23 protein-coding genes and 1 pseudogene are annotated in these 22,834 nt (G+C 65.0%); 12 read left to right on the top strand and 12 right to left on the bottom strand.

All coding sequences use genetic code 11. The features are described 5' to 3' along the window. Positions 1-188: 188 nt before the first annotated feature. Positions 189-725 (bottom strand): hypothetical protein, encoded by a 537-nt coding sequence (locus QMG52_RS03170; protein ID WP_283558982.1) that lies wholly within the window; start codon positions 723-725, stop codon positions 189-191. Positions 726-905: 180 nt separating this feature from the next. Here QMG52_RS03170 and QMG52_RS03165 point away from each other — a divergent pair, with 180 nt between their 5' ends. Beyond that, entirely contained in the window at positions 906-1,418 is a 513-nt protein-coding gene (locus tag QMG52_RS03165; RefSeq protein ID WP_283558981.1) for a MarR family winged helix-turn-helix transcriptional regulator, read from the top strand. An 83-nt stretch (positions 1,419-1,501) separates the two neighbouring features. Beyond that, a complete protein-coding gene (locus QMG52_RS03160) occupies positions 1,502-1,939 on the top strand; it encodes a pyrimidine dimer DNA glycosylase/endonuclease V (protein ID WP_283558980.1) in 438 nt (145 codons plus the stop codon). A 101-nt stretch (positions 1,940-2,040) separates the two neighbouring features. Here QMG52_RS03160 and QMG52_RS03155 read toward each other — a convergent pair whose 3' ends face one another. Continuing rightward, complete coding sequence (locus QMG52_RS03155; protein ID WP_283558979.1) at positions 2,041-2,451, bottom strand: PLD nuclease N-terminal domain-containing protein; 411 nt, start codon at positions 2,449-2,451, stop codon at positions 2,041-2,043. Positions 2,452-2,524: 73 nt separating this feature from the next. On the opposite strand from QMG52_RS03155, the gene QMG52_RS03150 reads away from it, so the two are divergent. Beyond that, positions 2,525-2,962, top strand: coding sequence for a DUF4229 domain-containing protein (locus QMG52_RS03150; RefSeq protein ID WP_349361645.1), 438 nt, complete (start codon positions 2,525-2,527; stop codon positions 2,960-2,962). Positions 2,963-2,974: 12 nt separating this feature from the next. Here the strand turns inward: QMG52_RS03150 and QMG52_RS03145 are convergent, their stop codons facing one another. The 4 genes and pseudogenes from QMG52_RS03145 to QMG52_RS03130 all read right to left on the bottom strand — a co-directional run bounded on the left by QMG52_RS03145 (position 2,975) and on the right by QMG52_RS03130 (position 6,780). Then, positions 2,975-3,856 (bottom strand): 1,4-dihydroxy-2-naphthoate polyprenyltransferase, encoded by an 882-nt coding sequence (locus QMG52_RS03145; protein WP_283558978.1) that lies wholly within the window; start codon positions 3,854-3,856, stop codon positions 2,975-2,977. A gap of 130 nt (positions 3,857-3,986) precedes the next feature. Further along, positions 3,987-5,234: an AMP-binding protein gene (locus QMG52_RS03140; RefSeq protein WP_283558977.1), complete on the bottom strand. Its 1,248-nt coding sequence runs from the start codon at positions 5,232-5,234 to the stop codon at positions 3,987-3,989. A gap of 11 nt (positions 5,235-5,245) precedes the next feature. Beyond that, positions 5,246-6,229 (bottom strand): 1,4-dihydroxy-2-naphthoyl-CoA synthase, encoded by a 984-nt coding sequence (locus QMG52_RS03135; protein ID WP_283558976.1) that lies wholly within the window; start codon positions 6,227-6,229, stop codon positions 5,246-5,248. A gap of 106 nt (positions 6,230-6,335) precedes the next feature. Next, positions 6,336-6,780, bottom strand: a pseudogene (locus tag QMG52_RS03130) (VOC family protein). Between the two features lie 128 nt (positions 6,781-6,908). Between QMG52_RS03130 and QMG52_RS03125 the strand changes: the two are divergent. The 5 genes from QMG52_RS03125 (at position 6,909) to QMG52_RS03105 (ending at position 13,300) form a co-directional block, all read left to right on the top strand. Beyond that, a complete protein-coding gene (locus QMG52_RS03125; RefSeq protein ID WP_283558975.1) occupies positions 6,909-8,561 on the top strand; it encodes an ABC-F family ATP-binding cassette domain-containing protein in 1,653 nt (550 codons plus the stop codon). Between the two features lie 276 nt (positions 8,562-8,837). After that, positions 8,838-10,232 carry an amino acid permease gene (locus QMG52_RS03120; RefSeq protein WP_283559072.1) on the top strand — a complete coding sequence of 465 codons (1,395 nt, stop codon included), beginning with the start codon at positions 8,838-8,840 and terminating at the stop codon, positions 10,230-10,232. A 151-nt stretch (positions 10,233-10,383) separates the two neighbouring features. Beyond that, entirely contained in the window at positions 10,384-11,586 is a 1,203-nt protein-coding gene (locus tag QMG52_RS03115) for an acetyl-CoA C-acyltransferase (protein WP_283558974.1), read from the top strand. Further along, a complete protein-coding gene (locus tag QMG52_RS03110) occupies positions 11,586-12,422 on the top strand; it encodes an enoyl-CoA hydratase/isomerase family protein (RefSeq protein WP_283558973.1) in 837 nt (278 codons plus the stop codon). The genes QMG52_RS03115 and QMG52_RS03110 overlap by 1 nt, the downstream gene beginning before the upstream one ends. Further along, positions 12,419-13,300, top strand: coding sequence for a 3-hydroxyacyl-CoA dehydrogenase family protein (locus QMG52_RS03105; protein ID WP_283558972.1), 882 nt, complete (start codon positions 12,419-12,421; stop codon positions 13,298-13,300). Before QMG52_RS03110 ends, QMG52_RS03105 begins: the two co-directional genes overlap by 4 nt. Here the strand turns inward: QMG52_RS03105 and QMG52_RS03100 are convergent, their stop codons facing one another. Together QMG52_RS03100 and QMG52_RS03095 are read right to left on the bottom strand one after the other, a co-directional pair. After that, positions 13,301-13,708, bottom strand: coding sequence for a type II toxin-antitoxin system VapC family toxin (locus tag QMG52_RS03100; RefSeq protein WP_283558971.1), 408 nt, complete (start codon positions 13,706-13,708; stop codon positions 13,301-13,303). Then, positions 13,705-13,974 (bottom strand): type II toxin-antitoxin system Phd/YefM family antitoxin, encoded by a 270-nt coding sequence (locus QMG52_RS03095; protein WP_283558970.1) that lies wholly within the window; start codon positions 13,972-13,974, stop codon positions 13,705-13,707. The genes QMG52_RS03100 and QMG52_RS03095 overlap by 4 nt, the downstream gene beginning before the upstream one ends. A gap of 110 nt (positions 13,975-14,084) precedes the next feature. On the opposite strand from QMG52_RS03095, the gene QMG52_RS03090 reads away from it, so the two are divergent. Beyond that, positions 14,085-14,678, top strand: coding sequence for a GNAT family N-acetyltransferase (locus QMG52_RS03090; protein ID WP_283558969.1), 594 nt, complete (start codon positions 14,085-14,087; stop codon positions 14,676-14,678). A gap of 77 nt (positions 14,679-14,755) precedes the next feature. Here the strand turns inward: QMG52_RS03090 and QMG52_RS03085 are convergent, their stop codons facing one another. Continuing rightward, positions 14,756-15,244 (bottom strand): DUF2269 family protein, encoded by a 489-nt coding sequence (locus tag QMG52_RS03085; protein ID WP_283558968.1) that lies wholly within the window; start codon positions 15,242-15,244, stop codon positions 14,756-14,758. A 245-nt stretch (positions 15,245-15,489) separates the two neighbouring features. Then, positions 15,490-15,852 carry a hotdog fold thioesterase gene (locus QMG52_RS03080; protein ID WP_283559071.1) on the bottom strand — a complete coding sequence of 121 codons (363 nt, stop codon included), beginning with the start codon at positions 15,850-15,852 and terminating at the stop codon, positions 15,490-15,492. Positions 15,853-16,151: 299 nt separating this feature from the next. Here QMG52_RS03080 and paaZ point away from each other — a divergent pair, with 299 nt between their 5' ends. Then, positions 16,152-18,293, top strand: coding sequence for a phenylacetic acid degradation bifunctional protein PaaZ (paaZ, locus tag QMG52_RS03075; protein ID WP_283558967.1), 2,142 nt, complete (start codon positions 16,152-16,154; stop codon positions 18,291-18,293). Positions 18,294-18,537: 244 nt separating this feature from the next. Here paaZ and QMG52_RS03070 read toward each other — a convergent pair whose 3' ends face one another. Continuing rightward, on the bottom strand, positions 18,538-18,681 hold the full coding sequence (locus QMG52_RS03070) for a hypothetical protein (protein ID WP_283558966.1): 144 nt from the start codon (positions 18,679-18,681) through the stop codon (positions 18,538-18,540). 466 nt (positions 18,682-19,147) lie between these two features. Between QMG52_RS03070 and QMG52_RS03065 the strand changes: the two genes are divergently transcribed. Together QMG52_RS03065 and QMG52_RS03060 are read left to right on the top strand one after the other, a co-directional pair. Continuing rightward, positions 19,148-20,860, top strand: coding sequence for a class I adenylate-forming enzyme family protein (locus tag QMG52_RS03065; RefSeq protein WP_283558965.1), 1,713 nt, complete (start codon positions 19,148-19,150; stop codon positions 20,858-20,860). Further along, positions 20,857-22,119: a beta-ketoacyl-[acyl-carrier-protein] synthase family protein gene (locus QMG52_RS03060; protein ID WP_283558964.1), complete on the top strand. Its 1,263-nt coding sequence runs from the start codon at positions 20,857-20,859 to the stop codon at positions 22,117-22,119. The genes QMG52_RS03065 and QMG52_RS03060 overlap by 4 nt, the downstream gene beginning before the upstream one ends. A 95-nt stretch (positions 22,120-22,214) precedes the next feature. Here the strand turns inward: QMG52_RS03060 and QMG52_RS03055 are convergent, their stop codons facing one another. Continuing rightward, positions 22,215-22,832 (bottom strand): TetR/AcrR family transcriptional regulator, encoded by a 618-nt coding sequence (locus QMG52_RS03055; protein WP_283558963.1) that lies wholly within the window; start codon positions 22,830-22,832, stop codon positions 22,215-22,217. Positions 22,833-22,834 lie beyond the last annotated feature (2 nt).

The following is a 22,834-nucleotide window of genomic DNA, read 5'->3' as shown; positions in this document are numbered from 1 at the left end:
AGACGGGGCGCTTTGTCACGAAACCCCGCCGGAACGAATCGCCGGAAGATCACCCGGTAGCGTTCGTTATCGACGAGCCTCCGTATTCCCCTGGCGAATCGGTCCGGACTTACGACGGGATGGCCGGCGACGGACAGCCACCTAAGCAACATTGTGACAACTTAGGATCATCGGTTGCCCGGACTCGGCTAACGCGCAAGGCCTTTAATCACGTTCTTCGGCCGCTGCATTTCACCGTGCTTCGCACCTAGAACAATGACCCCACCAGCGAAAACCGGAATGGCCCACTGCAGAATCTTCAACTGCTTCTGAGCAGATTTCAGCTCACTTGACGCGCTGGCTTTGGGCTCCGTGGCGCCTTCAGCGCCTTCAGCGGCAAGCTCGTCAACCTTCTTCCCCACCAGTCCGGCGTACAAGGTTACTGCCGCACCGGTCAGGGTGACTACAGTTTTATAAACGGAAAGGCGGGTAACGCCGTGCTGCTTGGCAAAGCGGTCCTTGTTTTCCCAAGTCACAGCGAGACCGGCAACAATATGGGCGGCAAATGCCGCTGTCTGTAGAGGGGCCCACTTCTTCCACCCCAAGCTGGACAGATGTGTGCGCTCGGTTGGATCTTTTGCTTCCGCGGCTGCCCCGTTGAGGCCGATGGCTCCCATGAGGGAACCTCCAAACCAGGCCGCTGCAGTCAGGTCGTGCACGGATCGGGCGATAAGATTTCCGGCCATGATGTTCTTCTTCCGTGATTAAGTGGAGATGGCGAGGTTGATCATCAATCGGGCTCCGACCAAAAAACGGGTCCAAGTATGCAGTTCTGCCTTCTGACCCAAGTTATGGCCCTCACCTTGCCCTCGAGCCTAACCTGAATTTATCTAACCTAGCTAGCTTTTAGGCGATAATATTGACCCATGACCGCCGAAGAGAACAGCAAGGCGCCGAACAGTTACTGGTACGCCGGCGCCGGTGCCTCGGCCGGCTCGGCTGTGGAGGTGCTCCAGGCCTTGCGCCGCTTCCATGCTGCCGACGCTGGCATGCGGCGGCGACTCAAGGCCGACATGGACATGAATGAAACCGACCTAAGTGCCCTTCGGCACCTGATCGCGGCCGAACCCAGCGGACACGCGATCGGCCCGACGGATTTGACCCGCAAACTTGGAATTTCGTCGGCAGCGACTGCGAAGCTGCTGGGGCGAATGGCCCGGACCGGGCACGTCCGGCGGGAACCTAACCCGCTCGACCGTCGGGCGCAACTGCTGTATGCCACAACGAAGGCACACCACGAAGTACACAAATCTCTGGGTTCCATGCACGAGCGGATGTTCGTGGTTGCTGCTGGTCTGCCGGCTGATCAGCAGCAAGCTGTCATCCGCTTCCTGGATCTGTTGAGCGCCGCCGTCGACGCTCCCGGTGGCAGTGCCTAATGAACGGCCTCTCGGCACGCCAACCGGCGGCGACTCCGGGCACCTTGCGGCCCTCCGTGGCTGAATGGGACGGCTGAAACAATATGCGGCTCTGGTCCCTTCACCCGCGGTATTTCGACCGCCAAGCGCTCACCGCGTGCTGGCGGGAGGCGTTGCTGGCGCAATCAGTGCTCGCGAACCCAGGCCGCGGTTACCGTAACCATCCGCAACTTGAACGATTCATGGCTCAGTCCGACCCGATCGGGGCGATCGGGATCTATCTCAGCGCCATTGCAGAGGAAGCGGATGCGCGCGGCTACCGCTTTAACACCGGAAAAATCAGCGCACGGCCGGAGTTGGATGTGCTGATTCCCGTCACATCAGGCCAGTTGGCCTACGAATGGTTGCACCTGTTGACGAAGCTTGGCACGCGAAGTCCGCAAGTAGCGAGGCGCTGGGCCGACGAGGTCGCCCCGGAGGCGCATCCGCTCTTCCGCGTGACTCAAGGCCCTATAGCTTCCTGGGAACGGGTGCGGGCCTGAATTGCCGCGCAATGATCACTTGACGGTGATGATGGGAGTAGGCCGTGGGCCGCAATTGCTCGCAGGTATTCAAGGGGAGGTGAACGCTCTCGCTGTTTCGTCTAGGACGTCGAGCCCGGCTTGTCCTGACGGTTCGTGCCGTCCTGCGCGGCGTCGTCGTCGCCCGGTTTTTTGTCCGGCAGCTTTGCCTGGCGGGCTTCCAGTTCCTCTTTGAGCTTGCGCAGGCGCTCTGCCTCGGCCCTGTGCCGGCGGGCCGTCTCGAGGTTACGCAGAAAATCCGGGTCGTCGTCCGGGGCCATGGACTGTCTGGGGTAGGCGCTGGGCTGCGGGGTGTAGCTGGGGCGTCCAAAGATAAGCCACATTGCCACCCCGATGAGCGGCAGCAGCACAATCACCAGCACCCAGGCGGCTTTGGGAAGGCTGCGCACATCGGCGGAATCGCTTCGGATACAGTCGATCAGCCCATAGATGAGGAAGGCCAGAGGAAGAATGACCAAAAGTAGCCGGACCATGATTCATTCTAACGTCTGGCGGCGTCCTAAGGCTCCCGGCGAAATGTCCAGCTTGAGCGTCTAAACTCGGAGTGTGGCTTTTTTCAAGTACTTCCTGATTCGTGCGGGCGTTTTTGTGCCGCTGTTCGTGTTGTTCCTGCTGCTGGGCATGGCCCCGATCTTGGCCGGGATATTCGCGGTGCTGATCGCGTTCTGCATCAGCTACCTCTTGTTCCGTCGGCAGCGCGAGGCCGCCGCGGAGCAATTGCGCACCCGTTTTTCCGGCAACGCCAAACCGATCCGCAGCGCCACGGAGCTGATGGATGCCAATGCCGAGGATGCCCTGGTCGATGCCCACCCCGATGTCACGATTGAGTCTGACGACCGCAGGAACGTCGGGGCCGAGGGGCCGACAAGGAAGACCGGCGCCGGGGGTCCGACCAGGAACGAAGGGGCCGGTCCCATCGCGGCGAAGAGCAGCCCGGCGCCAGGTACACCCGGGGAGATCCCGCGCGAGTTTCTGGGGCACTGAGCAGTCCGGGCGTTACCAGCCCTTGGACAGCACCAGACCGGCGGCGAACAGAATGCTGTAGCCCAGATTGATTAGTCCGGTTTGTTTGAGTACCGGGATCAGGCTCTTGCGTTTCTTTCCCTTGAGCATCAGCCAGCTGGGCATCAGGCAGGCGGGAATCAGCAGCAGCACCAGCAGGATCCAGGGTTTCTGCGGAACGATGACCAGGCCCAGCAGCAGCGCCACGGCCAGCATCAGCACGTAGCTCCACCGGGCGTTACGGTCCCCAAGACGCACGGCCAGGGTCCGTTTACCGACCTGGGCGTCGGTGGGGATGTCCCGGACGTTGTTGGCCATCAGTAGCGCGACGGCGATCAGCCCGGTTCCGACGGCTCCGACGACGGCGGCAGGACTGAGGGCGCCGGCCTGCGTGTACGTGGTGCCCAGAGTCGCGACGAGGCCGAAGAAGACAAACACGAAGACGTCTCCCAGTCCCAGATAGCCGTAGGGATTCTTCCCGCCGGTGTAGCCCCACGCGGCCAGCACGCAGCCCGCGCCGATCAGCAGCAGCCACCAGGTCTGCGACAGGATGACTAGCGCCAGCCCGGCCAGCATGGCCAGCCCGAAGGCAGCAAAGGCTGCCGCTTTTACCTGGGCCGGCGTCGCGGCCCCCGAACCAACCAGCCGCAGCGGCCCCACCCGGACATCGTCCGTCCCGCGGATGCCGTCGGAATAATCGTTGGCAAAGTTCACGCCGATCTGCAGCAGCAGCGCCACGCACGCCGCCAGCACCGCGTTCACCGGGCGCAAGGCGCCCAGATCGTAGGCGGCGGCCGTGCCGATAATCACCGGCGCAATGGCCATCGGCAACGTGCGCAGCCGGGCCCCTTCGATCCATTGACCGGCAGTGGCCACGATGGTACTCCTCATTCTCGGTGAAATATTTGGTGTTGTTCCGGTGCAGTTGCCCGGCCGGATGACCGGCCCGGTGTTGCTCCCGGTGTCCCTTGGGACGCTATTGATGCGCCGCATCTTTCGTCCGGGCCTATTGTGGCGGAAGCCGCGGGGCCGTCGAACCGTGGCCGGTTCCACCCGCTGCAAGCCGTGTGATCAGCTCCTGCCGGTCGGGTTTTCCGGTGGCCAGCATCGGCAGCTCGGCGATCAACAGTACGGTTTTCGGCACAGCGTAGGGTTCCAGCACGGCGGCGGCGCCGGCCTGCAGTTCCTCCACGGTACAGGTCCCGACGACGGCGGCGCCGACACGCTGCCCCCAGTCGTGATCGGGGAGGCCGGCAACAAGGACGTCCCGGACGCCGGGCAGGAGGCGGAGCCGCTCCGCCACCAAATGCGCGGATACCTTGATGCCGCCGGTGATGATGACGTCGTCGACGCGCCCGCGCACCAGGAGCCTTCCGTCCGCGGTCAATTCACCCTCGTCGTCGGTGCGGTACCACCGAAGGGCCGGCGCATCGCCCGCGGCAGGCGGCGCCTCTGCCCCCGGCCCGCCCCCCGGCTCGCCCCCCGGCCCGCTGCCCGGCCTCCCCGTGTGGAAACTCTGCCCGGTCAGCCCGGGAGCGTCCAGGTAGCCGGAGGCAACGACGTCGCCGCCCAGCCAGATCCGACCGTCCCGGACGGCCACCTGCACGCCCTCCAGCGGGGCGCCGTCGTACACGCAGCCACCGCAGGTTTCACTCATGCCGTACGTCGTGACCACTTTGATGCCGGCGTCGCGCGAGGACTGCAGCAGGTCCGCCGTGACGGGGGAGCCGCCGAGCAGGATCGCATCGAAACGGCGTAGGACCGTCAGCGTTTCCGGCGCCGGGTCAGTCAGCAGCCGGTGCAGCTGGGTCGGGACCAGCGAGGTGTAGCGGTTACGGTCCGTCATTTCCTGCGCCGCCGCGGTGAAGGCCTCGGCGCTGAACCCGCCGGAGAGATCCATGACCCAGGGCCGGGTGCCGGCGAAGAGCGAGCGGACCAGCACCTGGATCCCGGCGACGTAGTGGACCGGGAGGGCCAGCAGCCACTGACCCTCCCCTCCCAGCGCAACGGCCGTTCCCATCGAGGACGCGGCCAGTGCATGCACGCCGAGCATCGTACGCTTGGGCCGGCCAGTGGAGCCGGAGGTGGAAACCACGACGGCGATCCCGTCGTCGTCGCCGAAGGCGGACCGTGCGTCCGGCAGGAGATTAATGATCGGAAGCCACTGGGGAAAGGCAGCGGGCTGCAGCTGCACGGCAGGTCCTTCGCCGGAGAGGGCCGCCGCCAGCGCGCTGAGAACGGGATCGATATCCATGCTGCAGTGCCTTAGAAGTAGTAGGGAAAACGTGACCAGTCCGGCTCGCGCTTCGCCAGGAAGGCTTCCTTGCCTTCCACGGCCTCATCGGTCATATAGGCCAACCGGGTCGCCTCGCCGGCGAAGACCTGCTGCCCGGCCAGCCCGTCGTCGGCCAGATTGAAGGCAAACTTCAGCATCCGGAGGGCCTGCGGCGACTGCCGGGCGATGTCCGCGGCATATTCCAGCGCCACCTGCTCCAGCCGCTCGTGCTCAACAACCTCGTTGACCGCGCCCATCCTGTACATATCTTCTGCGGAATATTCGCGGGCCAGGAAAAAGATCTCCCGGGCGGCTTTCTGGCCGATCTGCCGGGCGAGCAGCGCCGAGCCGTAACCGGCGTCGAAGCTGCCCACGGTCGCATCCGTCTGCTTGAATTTGCCGTGCTCGCGGGAGGCGATGGACAGATCCGCCACCACGTGCAGCGAGTGGCCGCCGCCGGCCGCCCAGCCGTTGACGACGGCGATGATCACCTTGGGCATGGTGCGCATCAACCGCTGGACCTCCAGAATATGGAGCCTGCCGGCCCGGGCGGGGTCGATGGTTTCCTGGGTCTGGCCCTCCGCATAGCGGTAGCCGTCCCGGCCCCGGATGCGCTGATCGCCGCCGGAACAAAATGAATGGCCGCCGTCCTTGGGGGAGGGGCCGTTGCCGGTCAGCAGCACCGTGGCCACGTCGGGGGTCATCCGCGCGTGGTCGAGCGCACGGTAGAGATCGTCCACGGTTGAAGGCCGGAAGGCATTGCGCACCTCCGGACGGTTGAACGCGATCCGGACGGTGGGTAAGTCACGCGCGGGCGCGCCGGCACTTGCGTCCGGGCCGGCCGCCCGTTTCACCTGTCGGTGGTAGGTCACATCCGCTAGGCCTTCAAAGCCGGCGACCAGGCGCCATTGCTGCGGGTCGAAAATGTCGGAGACTTTTGCGGGCAATTCCAGGGCGGGATCTACTGTACTCACGGATCGAGTTTAGGCCGGATTCTCCCGCACCCCGGTCTTTTCCACGGCCGGCGCCCTGAGACTCGGGCCGCAGCGCGTGCGGCGGGTGCAACCGGCGAGGCAATGATCACGAGATGCAGAACTCGTTGCCCTCCGGATCGGCCATGGTGTGCCAGGCATAGGGACCCTGACTGGCCGTCCAAAGGTGTACGGCCCCGCGGGCCTCAAGCCCCGGGGCGGACCTCATCCTTATCCGCCCCGGCCAGATTGATGTCCCAGTGCACCCTGTTTTTTGCCGGTTTTATCCTCCGGCCGGGCTGGAACAAAATGCGGCGCCCGCCGGTGAGCCCCAGTTCCCCCCGCCGGGCAGACCGCCGCGCCGGCCCGCCGGACCAGGGCGCCGTGTGGATCATGGTGTCCTCTTCGCATGCGTGTCCCTGGTCGATCATCGAGCGGATGAAGGCTTCGTCCGAGGGCTCCACAGTCCAGCCCAGGGTCTCTGCCCACCAATCTGCCTGCGCGTGCGCGTCGATGGCGTCCCGATCTTGACGCGCAGTGACCCTGTGCCGCACGCTTGAAACATGAAGAAGTAACGCGATTTCATGCCCGTGCCGGTGATGCGCCGTCCCGCGAGTGTTTTAGGCACCCTGCGGCGAGCGGTTTCCAGCGGCAGACATTGGCGAAACCGCAAGGACTTCAGATGACCCACCCCTTTGATCAACAGCCCGGTAACGTCACGCTGTGGGACGTCTCGCACGGTTATGGAGACAAACTCCTGCTGGCCCACGTTGACCTGATCATCGACGACGGCGCGCACATCGGAATTGTCGGCGAGAACGGCGCCGGTAAATCAACGCTGCTGCGGCTGATTGCGGGCCTGGAGAAGCCCGACGGGGGAAACGTCACCGTTGGTGCGGAGGTCGGCTACCTGGCGCAGACCCTACCCGTCGTCGCCGGATCCACGGTGGCCGGCGCCATCGACAAGGCGCTGTCCGGGCTTCGGGCGATGGAGGCACGGCTTCGAGGCCTCGAAAATGCCATGGCGGTGGCCTGCACCGAAGAACTCGACAGTTACGGCGCTTTACTGGGGCAGTTCGAGCTGCGCGGCGGATACCAAGCGGACGCCCGGGTGGACTCCGCCATGAATCACCTCGGCCTGGCTGGAATCGGCAGGGACCGGCTGCTGGAGTCATTGTCCGGCGGCGAGCAGGAACGGCTGGCACTGGCCTGCCTGCTGGCGGACCCGCCGCCTATTCTGCTCCTGGACGAACCCACCAACCATTTGGATACCGAAGCCGTCGAATGGCTGGAGGCGCAGCTGGCGGGGCACCGTGGAACCGTGATCGCGGTGTCCCATGACCGGACGTTCCTGACCCGGGTTGCCGCCACGGTGATCGAGGTGGACGGCGACAGGCGCGAGGTACGCCGCTACGGCAACGGGTACGTGGGCTACGTGGCGGAAAAGGCCGCGGAGCGGCGGCGCTGGGAGCAGGAATACCAGCAGTGGATTGATGCCATGACCGCCGAGCGGCTGCAGGCCGACACGGTTGCACAGAAGATGGGTTACGGCCGGCGCCGCGACGGGGACAAAATGGGGTTCGACTTTAAGGCCGGCACTTGGCAGCAGGCTGCGGCCAGCAAGGTCCGCAATGCCCAGGAACGGCTTCGCCGGCTCGAAGAGAACGCCGTAGCGCGGCCACCGGAGCCGTTAACGCTGGCGGCGGGCCTCGGCGGCGGTCACGATCCTGTGGGTGAGGTCCTGACCGCCGTTGGCATCGCCGTGCCGGGCCGCCTCGATGTGAGCCGGTTCACCGCCCAGGCGGGGGAAAAGCTGCTCATCACCGGTCCCAATGGTGCCGGGAAGACCACATTGCTTGACGTGCTCGCCGGAGTCCAGAAGCCCGAACGCGGTACCGTGGTGCGGCGCGGCGCCCTCGGCTACCTGCCGCAGGAGCTGGCACCTCCGCAGAACCCCCGGCGCCGGCTGCTGCCCGCATTTGCCGCCGGCCTGGCCGGGGACATCGATGTGCACGCCGACCGGCTGCTGCGGCTTGGTCTGTTCCGGAGCCGGGATTTATACGTCCCGGTGGGCTCGCTGTCCGTGGGCCAGTACAGGCGGTTGGCTCTGGCCCGGCTGCTGGTGGGCTGTTACGACGTGATCCTCTTCGACGAACCGACCAACCATCTGGCACCGGTTCTGGTGGGTGAGCTGGAGGAGGTGTTTGCCGCCTACCGAGGCACCTTGGTGATGGTCAGCCACGACCGCTCGCTGCGTCGCTGGTTTATGGGGCTCGACGGCGGCACGGTGCTGCATATGGAACGAGGGGCGTTAAGCGCCATGGACAGCAACTGACAGGACCAATGAATACGACGCGTGGAGCACCGGACCTCGGTGGCGATGGACCAGGCTGCCCGGCGCCGGAAGGGACGCCGGTCACAGCGCAGGCCTTCGCTCGGCTAAACTGTTACCTGCTTCGTGCACTGTTCCAGCGGTTGTCAGCCGTTGGTGAGACGTTCGTCCGGTGCGGCCCGCGGAAGCATTGTGATCTGAACTGAAGGAATTTGTGTGTCCAATAAGTTAGCCGAAGAAAATCCGTTAACAGCAGTCAAAGGCGATGGCCCGGGGGGAATAACGTCGGAGGGGTACGCCCGGACCCTGTCCCGGCGGCACGTGACCATGATAGCCATGGGCGGTGCCATTGGGGTCGGGCTGTTTATGGGTGCCGGTGGCCGGCTGGCTTCCACCGGGCCCGCGCTGATATTCTCCTACGCCATCGCCGGTGTCATTGCCTACCTGCTGATGCGCGCGCTGGGTGAACTGATCATGTACCGGCAGACGTCCGGTTCCTTCGTCTCGTACGCGGGGGAGCTTTTCGGTAAGAAGGGTGCCTACCTTTCCGGCTGGATGTACTTCATTAACTGGGCCATGACAGGGATCGCCGAGCTGATTGCGATCGGCCTGTACTTCCAGTTCTTCTTCCCGCACGTTCCGGTGGAGCTCAGCGCCCTGTGCGCTCTGGTGCTGCTGGTGGCCGTCAACCTGCTCAGCGTCAAGGCCTTTGGCGAGTTTGAGTTCTGGGCCTCCTGCCTGAAGGTCGCCGCCATCGTGTTGTTCCTGATCGCCGGCACCCTGATGGTGGTCACCAACGCCCAGGTGGGTGACTCGCACGCGTCGGTGAACAACCTGTTCTACGACGACGGCGGCATGTTCCCCAAGGGTGCCATGGTGATGATCCTGGTCCTGAACGCCGTGATTTTTGCCTACAACGCCATCGAGCTCGTGGGTATCACGGCCGGTGAGATGCAGAATCCCGAACGCGAGGTGCCCAAGGCGATCCGAGCCGTCGTCGTTCGTATCGTTGTCTTTTACGTCGGTTCGGTGACGCTGCTTGCCATGCTGATGCCCTCGGATCATTACAAAACCGGGGAGAGCCCCTTCGTGACCGTTTTCAGCACCATGGGTCTCGGCTGGGTGGGCTCCGTGATGAACATCGTGGTGATCACGGCCGCGCTCTCCTCCTGTAACTCCGGGTTGTATTCGATCGGCCGGGTTTTCCGCACTATGGCCAATAATGGGCACGCTCCCCAGTGGCTGACAAAAATGTCCTCGCGGCACGTACCGTACGCTGCCATCCTGAGCATCGCAGGTGTATATCTGGTGGGAATTTTGCTGAACATCTGGCTGGGCGGCTCGCACGCATTTGACTTGGCGCTGAATACGGCGTCCATCGGAGTCATCTTCACTTGGGCGTCCATCTTTGCCTGCCAGATCATGCTGCGGAAAAAGAAGGGGCGGATTTCGAGTCTGCCGATGCCCGGCGCGCCCTGGACCAGCTGGATCGGGCTGCTGGCGCTGCTGGCCATCACTATACTGATCGGGTTTGACACGATGACCAGCAAAGACGGTGACGTCTTCCTGCTCGGGTTGTGGACCTTGGCCACCATTCCGTTCTTCGCGGTGGTGCTGTGGCTCGGCTGGCAGTTTGTGAAAAAGAACGAGCCCCGAAACGCCCTGTTCACCTAACCGACCTCCTGCACCTAAACCTTCGGTGCACCTGCGGTGGAGCGCTGGTTGACCGGGACGCCGCCGTCGTGATTTATTTATAGAACGAGCGGTCGGTAATTTTCCGGCCATGAACGACGGCGTTCCGGCCCCTTGCGTGAAGGAAGTTCTGATGACCCATGCTTTTGACGGACCTCAGGCATTCCTGGTCGATGGAGTGCGCACACCCGTGGGCCGGTACGGTGGAGCCCTCGCCGGCGTCCGGCCGGACGACCTCGCGGCGCTGACTCTCAGCTCCCTCGTTTCCCGGACCGGAATGGATCCGGCGGGTATCGACGAAGTAATTCTCGGGTGCGCCAATCAGGCCGGCGAGGACAACCGCAATGTCGCACGGATGAGCACCCTGCTGGCGGGGCTGCCCGACGACATTCCGGGCATCACCGTGAACCGGCTGTGTGCCTCCGGCATGTCGGCGATCATCATGGCCTCGCAGATGATCAAGTCCGGCGCCGCTGACGTGGTGATAGCCGGCGGGGTGGAATCCATGAGCCGGGCACCGTGGGTCATGGCTAAACCGGAGAAGGCTTTCGCCAAGCCCGGCGAACTGGCGGACACCTCCATCGGGTGGCGCTTCGCCAACCAGGCGTTCACGGCACGCGACAAGGCGACCTACTCGATGCCGCAGACGGCCGAGGAGGTGGCTGAGCTGGACGGCATCAGCCGCGGGGACGCGGACGCGTTCGCGTTGTCTTCGCACCAGAAGGCCCTCGCCGCCATTGACGCCGGCCGTTTCGCGGCGGAGATAGTCCCGGTGCAGACGGCGAAGGCGCCCGTGGATACGGATGAGGGTCCACGCCGGGAAACCACTGCGGATGCGCTGGCCAAGCTGCGCTCCATTGTCAAACCCGACGGCATCGTCACCGCCGGCAATTCCTCTTCGGTCAACGACGGCGCCTCCGCGGTGATGGTGGCCAGTGAAGCGGCGCTGAAGCGCTTCGGCCTGACACCGCGGGCCCGGGTGCTGGACGGCGTTTCCGCGGGGTTGGCTCCGGAGATCATGGGTCTGGGCCCCGTTCCGGCCACCCGGAAGCTGCTGGCGCGCACCGGGATCGCGCTGGAGACTATCGGGGCGGTGGAACTCAACGAGGCGTTCGCCACGCAGTCGCTGGCCTGTATTCGCCGGCTTGGCCTGGACCCGGAGATCGTCAACCGGGACGGCGGCGCCATCGCGCTGGGCCATCCGCTGGGTTCCTCCGGCTCCCGGATCGTCATCACGCTGCTGGGCCGGATGGAACGCGAAGGTGCGGAAACCGGGCTTGCCACCATGTGTGTCGGCGTCGGTCAGGGCACCGCCCTGATGGTGCAGGCGCTCTGATGCCGGATAGCCCCGGGCCGGCGCAGCCTTCCGTAGACGCGTACCGGACGCTGTTGGTTGAGGAGAGCCCGGACCGGCTGCTGGTCCAGCTGAACCGACCGCAGGCGCGAAATGCGATCAACCAGGAAATGGTGGACGAGTTGCACGCCGTCTGCGCGCTTCTGGAGGCCACGCCGAAAATCCTGATCCTTTCCGGCGGCACGGGTTCCGGCGATGCTGGCTCTGGTGCGGCTGGCTCCGGTCCGGCCGTGTTTGCCTCCGGCGCGGACATCGCCGAGCTGCGCGAACGCCGCCGCGCGGATGCGCTGCAGGGCATCAATATCAAGCTGTTCATGCGGATTGCGGCCCTGAAAATGCCCGTGATCGCAGCCCTGGACGGCTACACCCTGGGCGGCGGCGCGGAACTGGCCTATGCCGCCGACTTCAGGATCGGCACCCCCTCGGTGAAGATCGGCAATCCGGAGACCGGGCTGGGTATTCTCGCCGCGGCCGGTGCCAGCTGGCGGCTGCGCGAGCTGATAGGCGAGCCGGTGGCGAAGGAAGTCCTGCTGGCCGGCCGCGTGCTCAACGCCCAGGAGGCGCTGGCTCTGCACCTGATTACCGAGCTGCACGAACCCGAGGCCCTGATGGACGCGGCCAATGCACTGGCGGATCGGATTGCCGCACAGGATCAGCTGGCCGTGCAGTTCACCAAGGCCCTTTTCCATGTTCCGGAGGGGATGCATCCGCAGGCGGATATGGACGCACAGTCCGTACTTTTTGAATCGCCCGCTAAGTTCGAACGGATGCAGGCCTTCCTGGACAGGAACAAGGACAAGAAAAGGAACAAAAAATGAGCGACCCGGCCCGCAAGTTCCCTGACGATCCCTTCCCCGACCGTGTTGGGGTGCTCGGCGGCGGCCGGATGGGGGCCGGCATTGCGCATGCCTTCGCCGTGGCCGGTGCCGCCGTCGTGGTGGTGGAGCGAGACGACGACGCCGCCGCCGCCGCGCACGACCGTGTCACCGAAGTGTTGGCCAAAAGTGTGGCACGCGGGACGACGGCGGAACCGCTGGCCACGCTGGCCTCACGGCTCAGCGTCGCTACCGATTATGCCGCCTTCGCCGGCTGTGCCCTCGTGGTGGAGGCGGTGCCGGAGGATTTTGCCCTCAAGAGTGCCGCCCTGACGTCTGTGGAGGAGAAGCTGGACCCGGCCGCGTGGCTTGCCACCAATACGTCGTCCCTGTCCATCGGCGCCCTCGCGGAGCAATTGAAACGTCCCGAGCGTTTCTGCGGACTGCATTTCTTCAATCCGGTTCCGGCGTCGCTGCTGGTGGAAATCGTGCTGGCCGAGCACACCTCGGCCGAGCTGGAATCTGCGGCCCGCGGCTGGGTCGACGCGCTGGGCAAGACGCCCGTCGTCGTCCGGGACGCACCCGGCTTCGCCTCCTCGCGGCTGGGCGTTGCCATTGCGCTGGAAGCCATGCGGATGGTGGAAGAGGGGGTGGCCTCCCCTGAGGACATTGATGCGGCCATGGTGCTGGGCTACAAGCATCCGGTGGGGCCGCTGCGGACCACCGACATCGTCGGGCTCGACGTCAGACTCTCAATTGCAGAGTATCTCCACTCGACTCTGGGGGAGCGGTTTGCGCCTCCGCAGATCCTGCGTGACAAGGTGGCCCGCGGCGAACTGGGGCGCAAGTCCGGCAGCGGCTTCTTTGACTGGAAAGGCTAGCTACCGAAGCGGCTCGTCGGCGGCTCCGGGGCTGGCAACGGATAAGCCGTACAGCCGGGCGGATTCCGTCATGCGTTTGTCGTAGGTCACCAGCAGCGAAGCTTCGGTCAGCAGGGCCGTGGAGAGGTGAATTGCGTCGAGGGTCCGCAGGCTTGCTGGTTCTGCGGCGGCAGCCCTGGCCAGAATTGACGGTGTCAAGGCCAGGGTACCGAAAGCTTCAGCAACCTCGAAGGCACGCATTTGTGCGGCGGCTCCGATCCGCATGGCGGCACGGTGGATCTCGACGATGCCTAACGCAGAGGTGGCGTGCATTTCATGGCTGTTGTCCAGCAGGAACTGTTGGAAGCTTGAAGTTTCGGCTTCGGTACGTATCAACTTCACCAGCGCTGAGGTGTCGAAATAGATCACAAGCGGTCCGCGGACAGATCGTCCAGTATTTCCTTGCTGGAGGGGGTCCCTGGTGGTGCTTCGATGGGTTGAATCTCCCAGGCCCTGCCCGTGCCAGGTTTCAGCGCACCGCTGTCGATCAGGCGCTGTTCGAAGCGGAGGTCCACAGCCGCGGGAACCAGCGTTGCCTGGAGCTTTCCATGGGACGTGATGCTCACCGGCTCGCCCGTTCGCAGCGCCTCCGCCAGGATGGCTGACGCGTTTTGCCGTAATTCCCTGATACCCACCGACTTACCCATGTAGCTAAAGTAGCACAAATTGTGCTACGTGAAATGGGGTGGCCCGATCAGGGGACTTGGTCAGCTTCCTGCGGTGTCTGCCCGTCTAAACTGGGCCCATGATGGAGATACAACCGCTCACCCTGACCGGACCTCTGGTTACCCTGGAACCCCTGTCCATGGAACACCACGACGGGCTGGTTGCCGCCGCGCAGGACGGCGAATTATGGAAGCTTTGGTACACCTCGGTGCCGCGGCAGGAGGGCATGCGCGCGGAGATTGAGCGGCGGCTGGACCTGCAGGCCAGCGGCCAGATGATCCCGTTTACGGCGCGGCGGACCGCTGATGGCCGGATCATTGGCATGACCACGTATATGAACATTGACCGGGCCAACAGGCGCCTGGAGATCGGCTCCACCTGGAACGCCGCCGGTGCGCAGCGGACGGGCACCAACGCGGCGTCCAAGCTGCTGCTGCTGACCCATGCCTTCGAGGTCCTGGGCTGCATCGCCGTGGAATTCCGCACGCACTGGATGAATCAGCAGTCGCGGGGAGCCATCTCCCGCCTTGGCGCCAAACAGGACGGCGTGCTGCGCAATCATCAGCGGCTTGCGGACGGGTCGCTGCGGGACACTGTCGTGTTTTCCATCCTTGATTCCGAATGGCCCATGGTGAAAAACGGCCTGGAGTTTCGGCTGGCCAGAAAGCGCTAACGGGCGGTGCGCCGTCGTCGTCCGGCACTACCAGTCGGGCGCCGTCGTTGTTCGTCCTTCGGCGGCTGTAGGGGAGCTTAGGGCTTCCAGACCATAAGCACGACGACGAGCACCAGCAGCAGCGTCACGAGTCCCGACGATGCCGCAATCTGCGGGTATCCGGCCCGGGCGCCGGCTGGTTCCCCTGCCCCCAAAGCGGTCCCGCCGGCCGAAGCGGCCCCGGCGCCGGAAGTGACGTCAACGCCCGCGGCGGCCTTGCGCATGGCTGGTACGACGATGAACAGGTTCAGTGCCAGTGCCACGACGTACGCGACGATCGAGATCAGGACCCAGCCGGTGGTGATCGAAAGGTGGTATTTGGGATCGCTCATGCCGAGCACGCCGAAGCCGAAGACCACCACCAGCAGTGACAGGAGGCTGAATACATTGGTCGATTTAGCCAGCGCGGCGACGTCGCTGTTTCGGCCCCGGCGGAGCATTCCCATGGCGGTCATCGGCAAAATGGCCATGGGGCCGATCAGGAATACCGCGGCGACCACGTGCAATATGTTCAGAACTGTTTCCATATTTTCGAGTCTAGCCTTCGGATTTTCCTCGTCATCAACCGTTTGGTGGATCACGGGGTCCAATGTTTGGTGCACTGACCTGCCGCTGCTGATTTTTGCCCCTGCATGCCTATCCGGTAGCTCAGCCAGTGTGCGGATTTCGGCTGGTCCTGATTTTCCGAGCACTGCCGGACAGCCGTTGGAGTTTGACCACATTCAGCCACCACGTACGCCCGGCAAGGCCCATCATCGGGTAATCGGCGCTGTTACCCCGCGGGGTTCGGCCGGTCCAGAATCAGGTTGGTGATCCGCAGCGTGCACAATCGGCGTTCCTGCTCGTCGTAGAGGATCACTTCGTGGCTGGTGGTGGTGCGGCCAAGATGGATTGCCGTGGCGATGCCGGTCACCAGTCCGCTGCGGGCAGAACGATGGTGGGTGGCCGAAACGTCCACGCCGACGGCGGTCCGGCCGGTGGTGCTGGCATGGATGACGGCGGCCCAGGAGCCAATTGCCTCGCCGAAGGCCAAGGACGCGCCACCGTGCAGCAACCCGAAGGACTGGCGGTTTCCCTCCACCGGCATCGTGGCCACGACACGTTCGGCGGATTGCTCGGAGATGACCACGCCCATCTTTTGATCCAACTCGCCCAGCACGATCTGCCACGGCACGATCTGCCCTGCCGGCACCGAAACTGCCGGATCCGAGACTGCCGGCACCGAGACTGCCGGATCCGACGCCATCTGTCGCGCCGGTGCCGAGGCAATGGCGTCAGCTTCGGGGGTGTGCTCTTTCATGGGCGGGTCTCCTAGAACGTGTGGCTGGACCGACAATAATGTAGTCTGGGCTTATTACTGAACGCCCGGTCAGTATATCTCCTCCGGGTGGTGGCAGACCCAAACCGGAAGTGCTTCGAAAGGAACCGTCGACGATGACAGCCCCAGCCCTTGGCCTCACGGCAGAAACCGTGGAAACAGTCCCGAGCTACGTCCGCGATGCATGGTGGACACCCGATGTACCCGACGGCGAGGACGCGGCCACGGCGGGGCGGCGCACTCCCATCCGTGACGCCAGCACCGGCGAAGTGATGGCGGCGGTGAGCGCGGACGGGCTGGACCTGGCCGCCGTCGTCGCGCATGGCCGGACCGTGGGCCAGCGGGAACTGGGGAAACTGACCTTTCACCAACGCGCCCTGAAGCTTAAGGAACTGGCGCAGTACCTCAGCGGCCGCCGCGAGGAGCTTTACGCGATCTCCGCCTGCAGCGGCGCCACCTTGAGCGATTCGAAGGTGGACATCGACGGCGGCATCGGCGTTCTCTTCACCTTCGGTTCCAAGGGCAGGCGCGAACTGCCCAACTCCCAGGTGGTCATCGACGGGCCCGCCGAGGCGCTGTCCCGCGACGGCTCGTTCGTCGGTGAGCATATCTACACGCGCATTCCGGGCGTGGCGGTGCAGATCAACGCCTTCAATTTCCCCGTCTGGGGCATGCTGGAGAAGCTGGCTCCGGCGTTCATTGCGGGCGTGCCGAGCATCGTCAAACCCGCCACTCCCACCGGGTACGTGGCCGCCGCTATGGTGCGGCTGATCATCGGCTCCGGGATTCTTCCGGCCGGGTCGCTGCAGCTGATCTCCGGTTCCGCCCGGAACCTGCTCGATGAACTCGATTACCGCGACCTGGTGGCCTTCACCGGATCCGCCGGGACCGCTAAAACGCTCAAGAGCCACCCGAATGTGGTGTCCGGCGGGGTGCGCTTCACCTCTGAGACCGATTCATTGAACGCCGCCATTCTGGGCCCGGATGTCGTTCCTGGCAGTGCAGAGTTCGCGGCTTATATTGCATCCGTGGTGACCGAGATGACGTCCAAAGCCGGACAGAAATGCACCAGCATCCGGCGCGCGATAGTGCCCGAGACGGTGCGCCGGGACGTCGTGGACGCGATCGGCGCCGCGCTCCGAAAGCGTGTCGTCGTTGGCGATCCACGGGCCGACGGCGTCACGATGGGCGCGCTTACATCTTTGGACCAGCTCGCCGAGGTCCGCTCCGCCGTCGAGACCATGATCGCTGCCGGTGGCACGCTGGCCTACGGCAACCTGGCCGCACCCGCGGTCATCCACGCGGATGGCAGCGTCGGTCCATCTGCGGACGGCGCTTTTATGTCCCCGGTGCTGCTGGACTGGGATAACGCGCAGGCACCGGAGGTGCACTCACTGGAGGCCTTTGGTCCGGTCGCCTCGGTGGTCGGATATGAATCGGCGAATGGGGACGTCAGCGAGGCCATCCGGCTGGCCGCGCTGGGCGGCGGCTCCCTGGTCGCAACCGTCTGCACCAATGATCCGGCCGTGGCGCAGGAGTTGGTAACCGGGATCGCGGCCCACCACGGCCGGGTGCTGCTGCTGAACAGGGAGGATGCCCGCAGTTCCACCGGGCATGGCTCCCCGGTGCCACATCTGGTCCACGGCGGACCGGGACGGGCCGGCGGGGGTGAGGAACTGGGCGGCGTCCGCTCGGTCTACCACCACATGCAGCGCACCGCCGTGCAGGGATCGCCCAATATGCTGACCGCCATCACAGGGGTCTGGCACACCGGTGCTGACCGGAACTTCGGAGCAGGTGACGCAGCCGGCGAGCATCCGTTCCGCAAGTCACTCTCCGAACTGCGGATCGGTGATGCCTTCGCCTCCAGGCTCCGTCAGGTCTCCCTCGAGGACATCACAGCGTTCGCCAACACCACCGGGGACACCTTCTACGCCCACACCAATCAGGAAGCGGCCGCGGCCAACCCGTTCTTCCCCGGCATCGTGGCACACGGCTACCTGCTGCTGTCCTGGGCCGCGGGCCTGTTCGTGGATCCCGAACCGGGACCCGTGCTGGCGAACTACGGACTGGAGAACCTGAGGTTCATCACCCCGGTGGCCGCAGGGGATTCCTTCCGCGTCACGCTTACGGCCAAGCAGATCACCCCGCGCGAAACGGACGAGTACGGCGAGGTCCGCTGGGATGCGATCCTGCACAACCAGAACGACGAGATTGTGGCGACCTATGACGTGCTGACCCTGGTGGCGAAGGAATAGCCCGGCAAATTATCGACGACGTCCCGGCCCTGGTTTCAGCGGTTAACCATCACTTTATGTCCCCAGGGAGAGTCTGATCATTGGTCGTGATTTCACAGTACGTTCAAACGGGCCCTGGGCTGCGTCCCAGGCTTCGCGTGTTACGCGGTGGATGTTTACCTCGCGGGCGAGCCGGTTGCCGGCTTCTGCAGCGACATCGCCTAGGGCACTGCGCGAGGGGGAACCGATGACCAGGACATCGACATCATTCGGGGGGAGGGCCCGGGGTTCCGGTGCGACGGGCCGCCCAGGAACCGTAGATGTACGCAGCCTCGATGCCGTCCACCTCGGCCAGCAGGTCCTCTAAGACGGGACGGGGCCCATACGTATCGGTGATGATTTCTGCCATCGGTGGGTAGAGCCGGTTCTCCGGATTGGCGCGGATGAGCCGGGTCCGTCCCGCATAGCGCGGTATTGTAACAGACTCGGCGAGACGGCCTACTTCCCGGTGCACTGTCGCCGGAAGCGCGCCCGTTCGCCGGGCAAAGGAAAGGCGTCCGACGCCGACACAAGGCCCGGCTGCCCTTAGGGCGCCCTTGGCGGTCCTGACGAGGTAGAAAAGGCGCTCCGTGGTAGACCGGCACTCACAAGCAATCGCAAGGCGCACGGCTATCGGTAGCGGAGTATTTCGAGCGCCACGCGGGCTGACCGGCGGCCGTGCCGGAGATACTCGGCATGCGGGTGCATCTTGCCGCTGGAGGAACGGGGCGGCCAAGGTTGTGCCGCCCGATAACCGGTGCAAGAATCACCATCAAATGCAGGCGCCCTGGCACCTCTCGTCATGACACTGCGCGGTCAGCTACCGAGGAGGCCATGTGAGTTACGACGCCAGTCGATTCCGGGAGTACTTTGAGCACGCGTTTACCTATGAAGCCGGCTTCCGCCGGAACGTGAGCCGCTACGGCAGCCAGCCGGCCATGCTCGACCCGGAGACGGACCGTTCCTGGACCTACCGGGAGCTCGACGCGGACGTGGCCCGGGCCGCCTCGGCGCTCGCAGAGCTGGGCGTGAAGCGCGGGGACCGGGTGGTCTACCAGCTCACCAACTGCCCGGAATTCGCCATCCTGTACCTGGCCACCCAGCGCCTCGGCGCCATCGGCGTGCCGATCAACTTCCGCTTGGCCCCGGGCGAGACGGCGCACATTCTCGCGGACAGCGAACCGGCAGTGTTCATCTTCGGGGCGCGGGAAGCGGCAGGAGCGCAGCAGGCCGTGGAAATTTCCGGTGTGTCGCCGGTGCTGTTGGCGGTTGGGGTGGCCGACGGCGCCGACACGGGGACCGGTGGCGTCGTCGGCTCGTTCGGGGCCGCGCTGGCCACCGCCCCCGAGCGCACACTGAGCCTCCCGGCGGATTTTTCGGTTTACGAGGAGACTACCCGGCTGTACACCTCCGGTACCACCGGCATGCCCAAGGGTGTGCCGCTGCCCTCGTTGGTGGAGGTGATGAGCGCGCACGACGTGATCATGCATTTCCCGCTGACGCCTCAGGACCGCACCCTGAACATGACGCCCTGGTTCCACCGCGGCGGCCTCTACTCGGGCGGCCCCAATCCGGTGTTTTACGCGGGCGGCTCGGTGGTCCCGCTGCGGTCCTTCAACGCGGCGACGGTGCTGGACTGGGTGGAAAAATATGAGATCACCTTCCTGATCGGAGCACCCGTCACCCTCGGCATGCTGGCGGATGAGCAGGAGCGCAGACCACGGGACCTCTCCCGGCTGCGCGGCATTGTGACCATGGGAGCACCTCTGACCCGGGCGGCCGTGCTGCGTTATCAGCGGGTGCTCACCACACGTATTTTCAACGGCTACGGCACCACGGAGGCGTTCTGGAACACCTTCCTGCGGCCGGAGGATCTGCCGTCCCATGCCGGCACCGCCGGCCGCGCCTGCACCGACGACGACGTCGCCGTCGTCCGGCTTTACGAGGACCGGTCCGCCGATCCCGACGACTTCGCCGCCCGGGACGGAGAAGAGGTGGGCGAAATAATCATGCGGTCGCCGAAATCCGGTTTTTCGTACTTCAACCTGCCGGACAAGGACGAGGAAAAGTTCCACCACGGCTGGCTGTACCCCGGGGATCTGGCCAGCTGGGACGAGGACGGGTTCATCACCATTGTGGGCCGCAAGGACGACATGATCATCTCCGGCGGGGAGAACATCCACCCGGTGCAGGTCGAAGAGGTCCTCGCCGAGCATCCCGGCGTGAGCGACGCCATCGTGGTCGGCCTTTCCGACGCGCACTGGGGACAGACCGTGGCGGCGTATGTCATTGTGCAAGGTGAGGTGTCCGTTGACGAGCTGGACCGACACTGCCGCGAGCACCCGCTGCTGTCCAATTTCAAACGGCCTCGCGCCTACCGCTTTGTGGACGAGCTGCCGCTGACGGCCACGGGAAAAAAGATGCACTACAAGGTCGCCGAAGCTGCTGTCCGGGACGCTGCGGACGGCCTGTTGTTGGTGCCCGACGGCGGTGCTGCCGCCGGCCACATGCCGGAGGCTGCGGTCGCGCGCGACGGAGCCGAAGAGTGAGTTTAATAACGTCCGGCGGGACCGCGGGGAGCCGCGTCGTCATCACCGGCATCGGGGCCCTCACCCCGGTGGGCAATACCGCGGCGCAGACCTGGACCGCGCTGACCGGCGGTGTCAGCGGGGTCGGACCGATAACCCTCTTTGACGCCTCGGAGTTCCCGACCAGGATTGCCGCTGAGGTCAAGAACTTCGAGCCCCCGGACCGGATGTCCTTTAAGGCGCGCAAACGCTCCTCCCGGACCTCGCAGCTGGCCGTGACCGCGGCGCACGAAGCGGTTGCCGATGCGGGTCTGCCCGCCGATCTTTCGGAACTGGAGGCCGCGGTCTTCATCAATTCCGCCGTCTCCGGCTTTGCCGAGATCGAGGACGCGGTCCGGACCAAGGCCGACGAGGGCCTGCGCCGGATCAGTCCGAACTTCGTTGCGGCCTCGCTGACGAATATGGCCGCCTGCGAGGTGGCCATCAGCCTAGGCGTGCACGGCCCGGTCAATGCCAGTGCACTTGCCTGCGCCAGCGGGGCCTACGCGCTGCTGGAAGCCCGGTGCGCGCTGCTGGCCGGGGACGCGGACTATGTCATTGCCGGCGGCGTGGATGCCTCAATCACCCCGGTGATGTTCGGCGGCCTCAGCGCCATGCGGGCCCTGTCAACGCACAACGAGGCTCCCACCGAGGCCTCCCGGCCCTTCGATGCTGACCGGGACGGCTTTGTCTTTGGCGAGGGAGCCGTGGTCTTTGTGCTGGAACGGTTGGAGACGGCACGCGCCCGGGGGGTCCGGGCCTATGCCGAGGTGAAGGGCGGGGCGCTGACCAGCGACGCGTTCCACACGGTGGCGCCGGAGCCCGGCGGCAAATACGCCGCCGAGGCGATCCGCCGCGGCCTGCGCAATGCTCGGCTGGAGCCGGCGGACATTGCCTATATCTGCGCGCACGGAACGTCCACGAAGGCCAATGACCGCACCGAAACGTTCGCCATCCGGCAGGCCCTTGGAGCGGCAGCGGATACCGTGGCCGTTTCCGCCCCGAAATCCATGACGGGTCATCTGATCGGCGCGGCCGGGGCCCTGGCCGGGCTGGTCTGCGCGCGGGCAATATCGGAGGGCGTGATCCCCCCGACGATCAACTACAACACGCCGGATCCCGAGTGCGATCTGGACTATGTGCCTAATGAGGCCAGGTCGGTTCGAGTCGGCAACGCGCTGACGAACGCCTTCGGATTTGGTGGGCAGAACTGCGTGGTGGTGTTCGGCCGCGCGGACTGACGGTTTCGGCCGGGCCGGCGTCACGGTTCAGGCCGTGCAGGAATCAAGGCCGTCCAGGAGTCCGGTCAACCGGTCTTTCGTCTCATGGACCCCGCTCAGCGGTGCAGGCCGCTGAAGACCATGGTGATGACGTCGTCGGCCAGGCGTTCCGCAGACAGCGAACCGCCGGGTTTATACCATTCCACAATGGAATTGATGGTGCCGAAGAGCAACCGCGTGATGGTCCGCGGGTCGATGTCCCGGCGCAGTGATCCGTCGCGCTGGGCGTCTGCGATCAGGCCCGCCACACGGCGGTCAAACTCGCGGCGGCGGCCCACCGCGTCGCGCTCCATGTCCGTGTTGCCGCGCAGCCGCAGCAGCAGGGTGACGAACGGCAGTTTGTCCGTCAGCACGGCCACCGTGCGCCGCAGTACGAATTCCAGCCGCGCATCAGCAGCCCCGGCGGCGGCTCCGGGCTCGGCCAGAATCCCCTCCAGGCCGCCCAGGGCTTCCTCCAGTGCGAGCCTGAGCAGGTCCTCTTTGGACGGGACGTGGTGGTAGATCGCCGACTTTGAAATCCCCAGATAATCCGCCAGCACACCCATCGACGTTGCTTCATAACCGTGCTTGTTGAAGACCTCCACCGAGATGCGCAGTACCGATTGCTGGTCATAGCCAGGGCGCCCGCGTTTGGCGGGGGACTCCGCAGACATAGGTTTCGACTCGATGGTCATGA

Origin of the sequence: Paenarthrobacter sp. PH39-S1 (assembly GCF_030063245.1) — a bacterium.
Taxonomy (GTDB): Bacteria; Actinomycetota; Actinomycetes; order Actinomycetales; family Micrococcaceae; genus Arthrobacter_M.
This window is presented reverse-complemented; position numbering and strand designations above follow the sequence as displayed.

What these genes read in the sequence shown, in the direction of transcription:
- QMG52_RS03170 (WP_283558982.1), bottom strand. Translation starts at nt 725, where the DNA reads ATGGCCGGAAATCTTATCGCCCGATCCGTGCACGACCTGACTGCAGCG.
- QMG52_RS03165 (WP_283558981.1), top strand. Translation starts at nt 906, where the DNA reads ATGACCGCCGAAGAGAACAGCAAGGCGCCGAACAGTTACTGGTACGCC.
- QMG52_RS03160 (WP_283558980.1), top strand. Translation starts at nt 1,502, where the DNA reads ATGCGGCTCTGGTCCCTTCACCCGCGGTATTTCGACCGCCAAGCGCTC.
- QMG52_RS03155 (WP_283558979.1), bottom strand. Translation starts at nt 2,451, where the DNA reads ATGGTCCGGCTACTTTTGGTCATTCTTCCTCTGGCCTTCCTCATCTAT.
- QMG52_RS03140 (WP_283558977.1), bottom strand. Translation starts at nt 5,234, where the DNA reads ATGGATATCGATCCCGTTCTCAGCGCGCTGGCGGCGGCCCTCTCCGGC.
- QMG52_RS03125 (WP_283558975.1), top strand. Translation starts at nt 6,909, where the DNA reads ATGACCCACCCCTTTGATCAACAGCCCGGTAACGTCACGCTGTGGGAC.
- QMG52_RS03115 (WP_283558974.1), top strand. Translation starts at nt 10,384, where the DNA reads ATGACCCATGCTTTTGACGGACCTCAGGCATTCCTGGTCGATGGAGTG.
- QMG52_RS03110 (WP_283558973.1), top strand. Translation starts at nt 11,586, where the DNA reads ATGCCGGATAGCCCCGGGCCGGCGCAGCCTTCCGTAGACGCGTACCGG.
- QMG52_RS03105 (WP_283558972.1), top strand. Translation starts at nt 12,419, where the DNA reads ATGAGCGACCCGGCCCGCAAGTTCCCTGACGATCCCTTCCCCGACCGT.
- QMG52_RS03090 (WP_283558969.1), top strand. Translation starts at nt 14,085, where the DNA reads ATGATGGAGATACAACCGCTCACCCTGACCGGACCTCTGGTTACCCTG.
- QMG52_RS03085 (WP_283558968.1), bottom strand. Translation starts at nt 15,244, where the DNA reads ATGGAAACAGTTCTGAACATATTGCACGTGGTCGCCGCGGTATTCCTG.
- QMG52_RS03080 (WP_283559071.1), bottom strand. Translation starts at nt 15,852, where the DNA reads ATGGGCGTGGTCATCTCCGAGCAATCCGCCGAACGTGTCGTGGCCACG.
- paaZ (WP_283558967.1), top strand. Translation starts at nt 16,152, where the DNA reads ATGACAGCCCCAGCCCTTGGCCTCACGGCAGAAACCGTGGAAACAGTC.
- QMG52_RS03070 (WP_283558966.1), bottom strand. Translation starts at nt 18,681, where the DNA reads ATGGCAGAAATCATCACCGATACGTATGGGCCCCGTCCCGTCTTAGAG.
- QMG52_RS03055 (WP_283558963.1), bottom strand. Translation starts at nt 22,832, where the DNA reads ATGACCATCGAGTCGAAACCTATGTCTGCGGAGTCCCCCGCCAAACGC.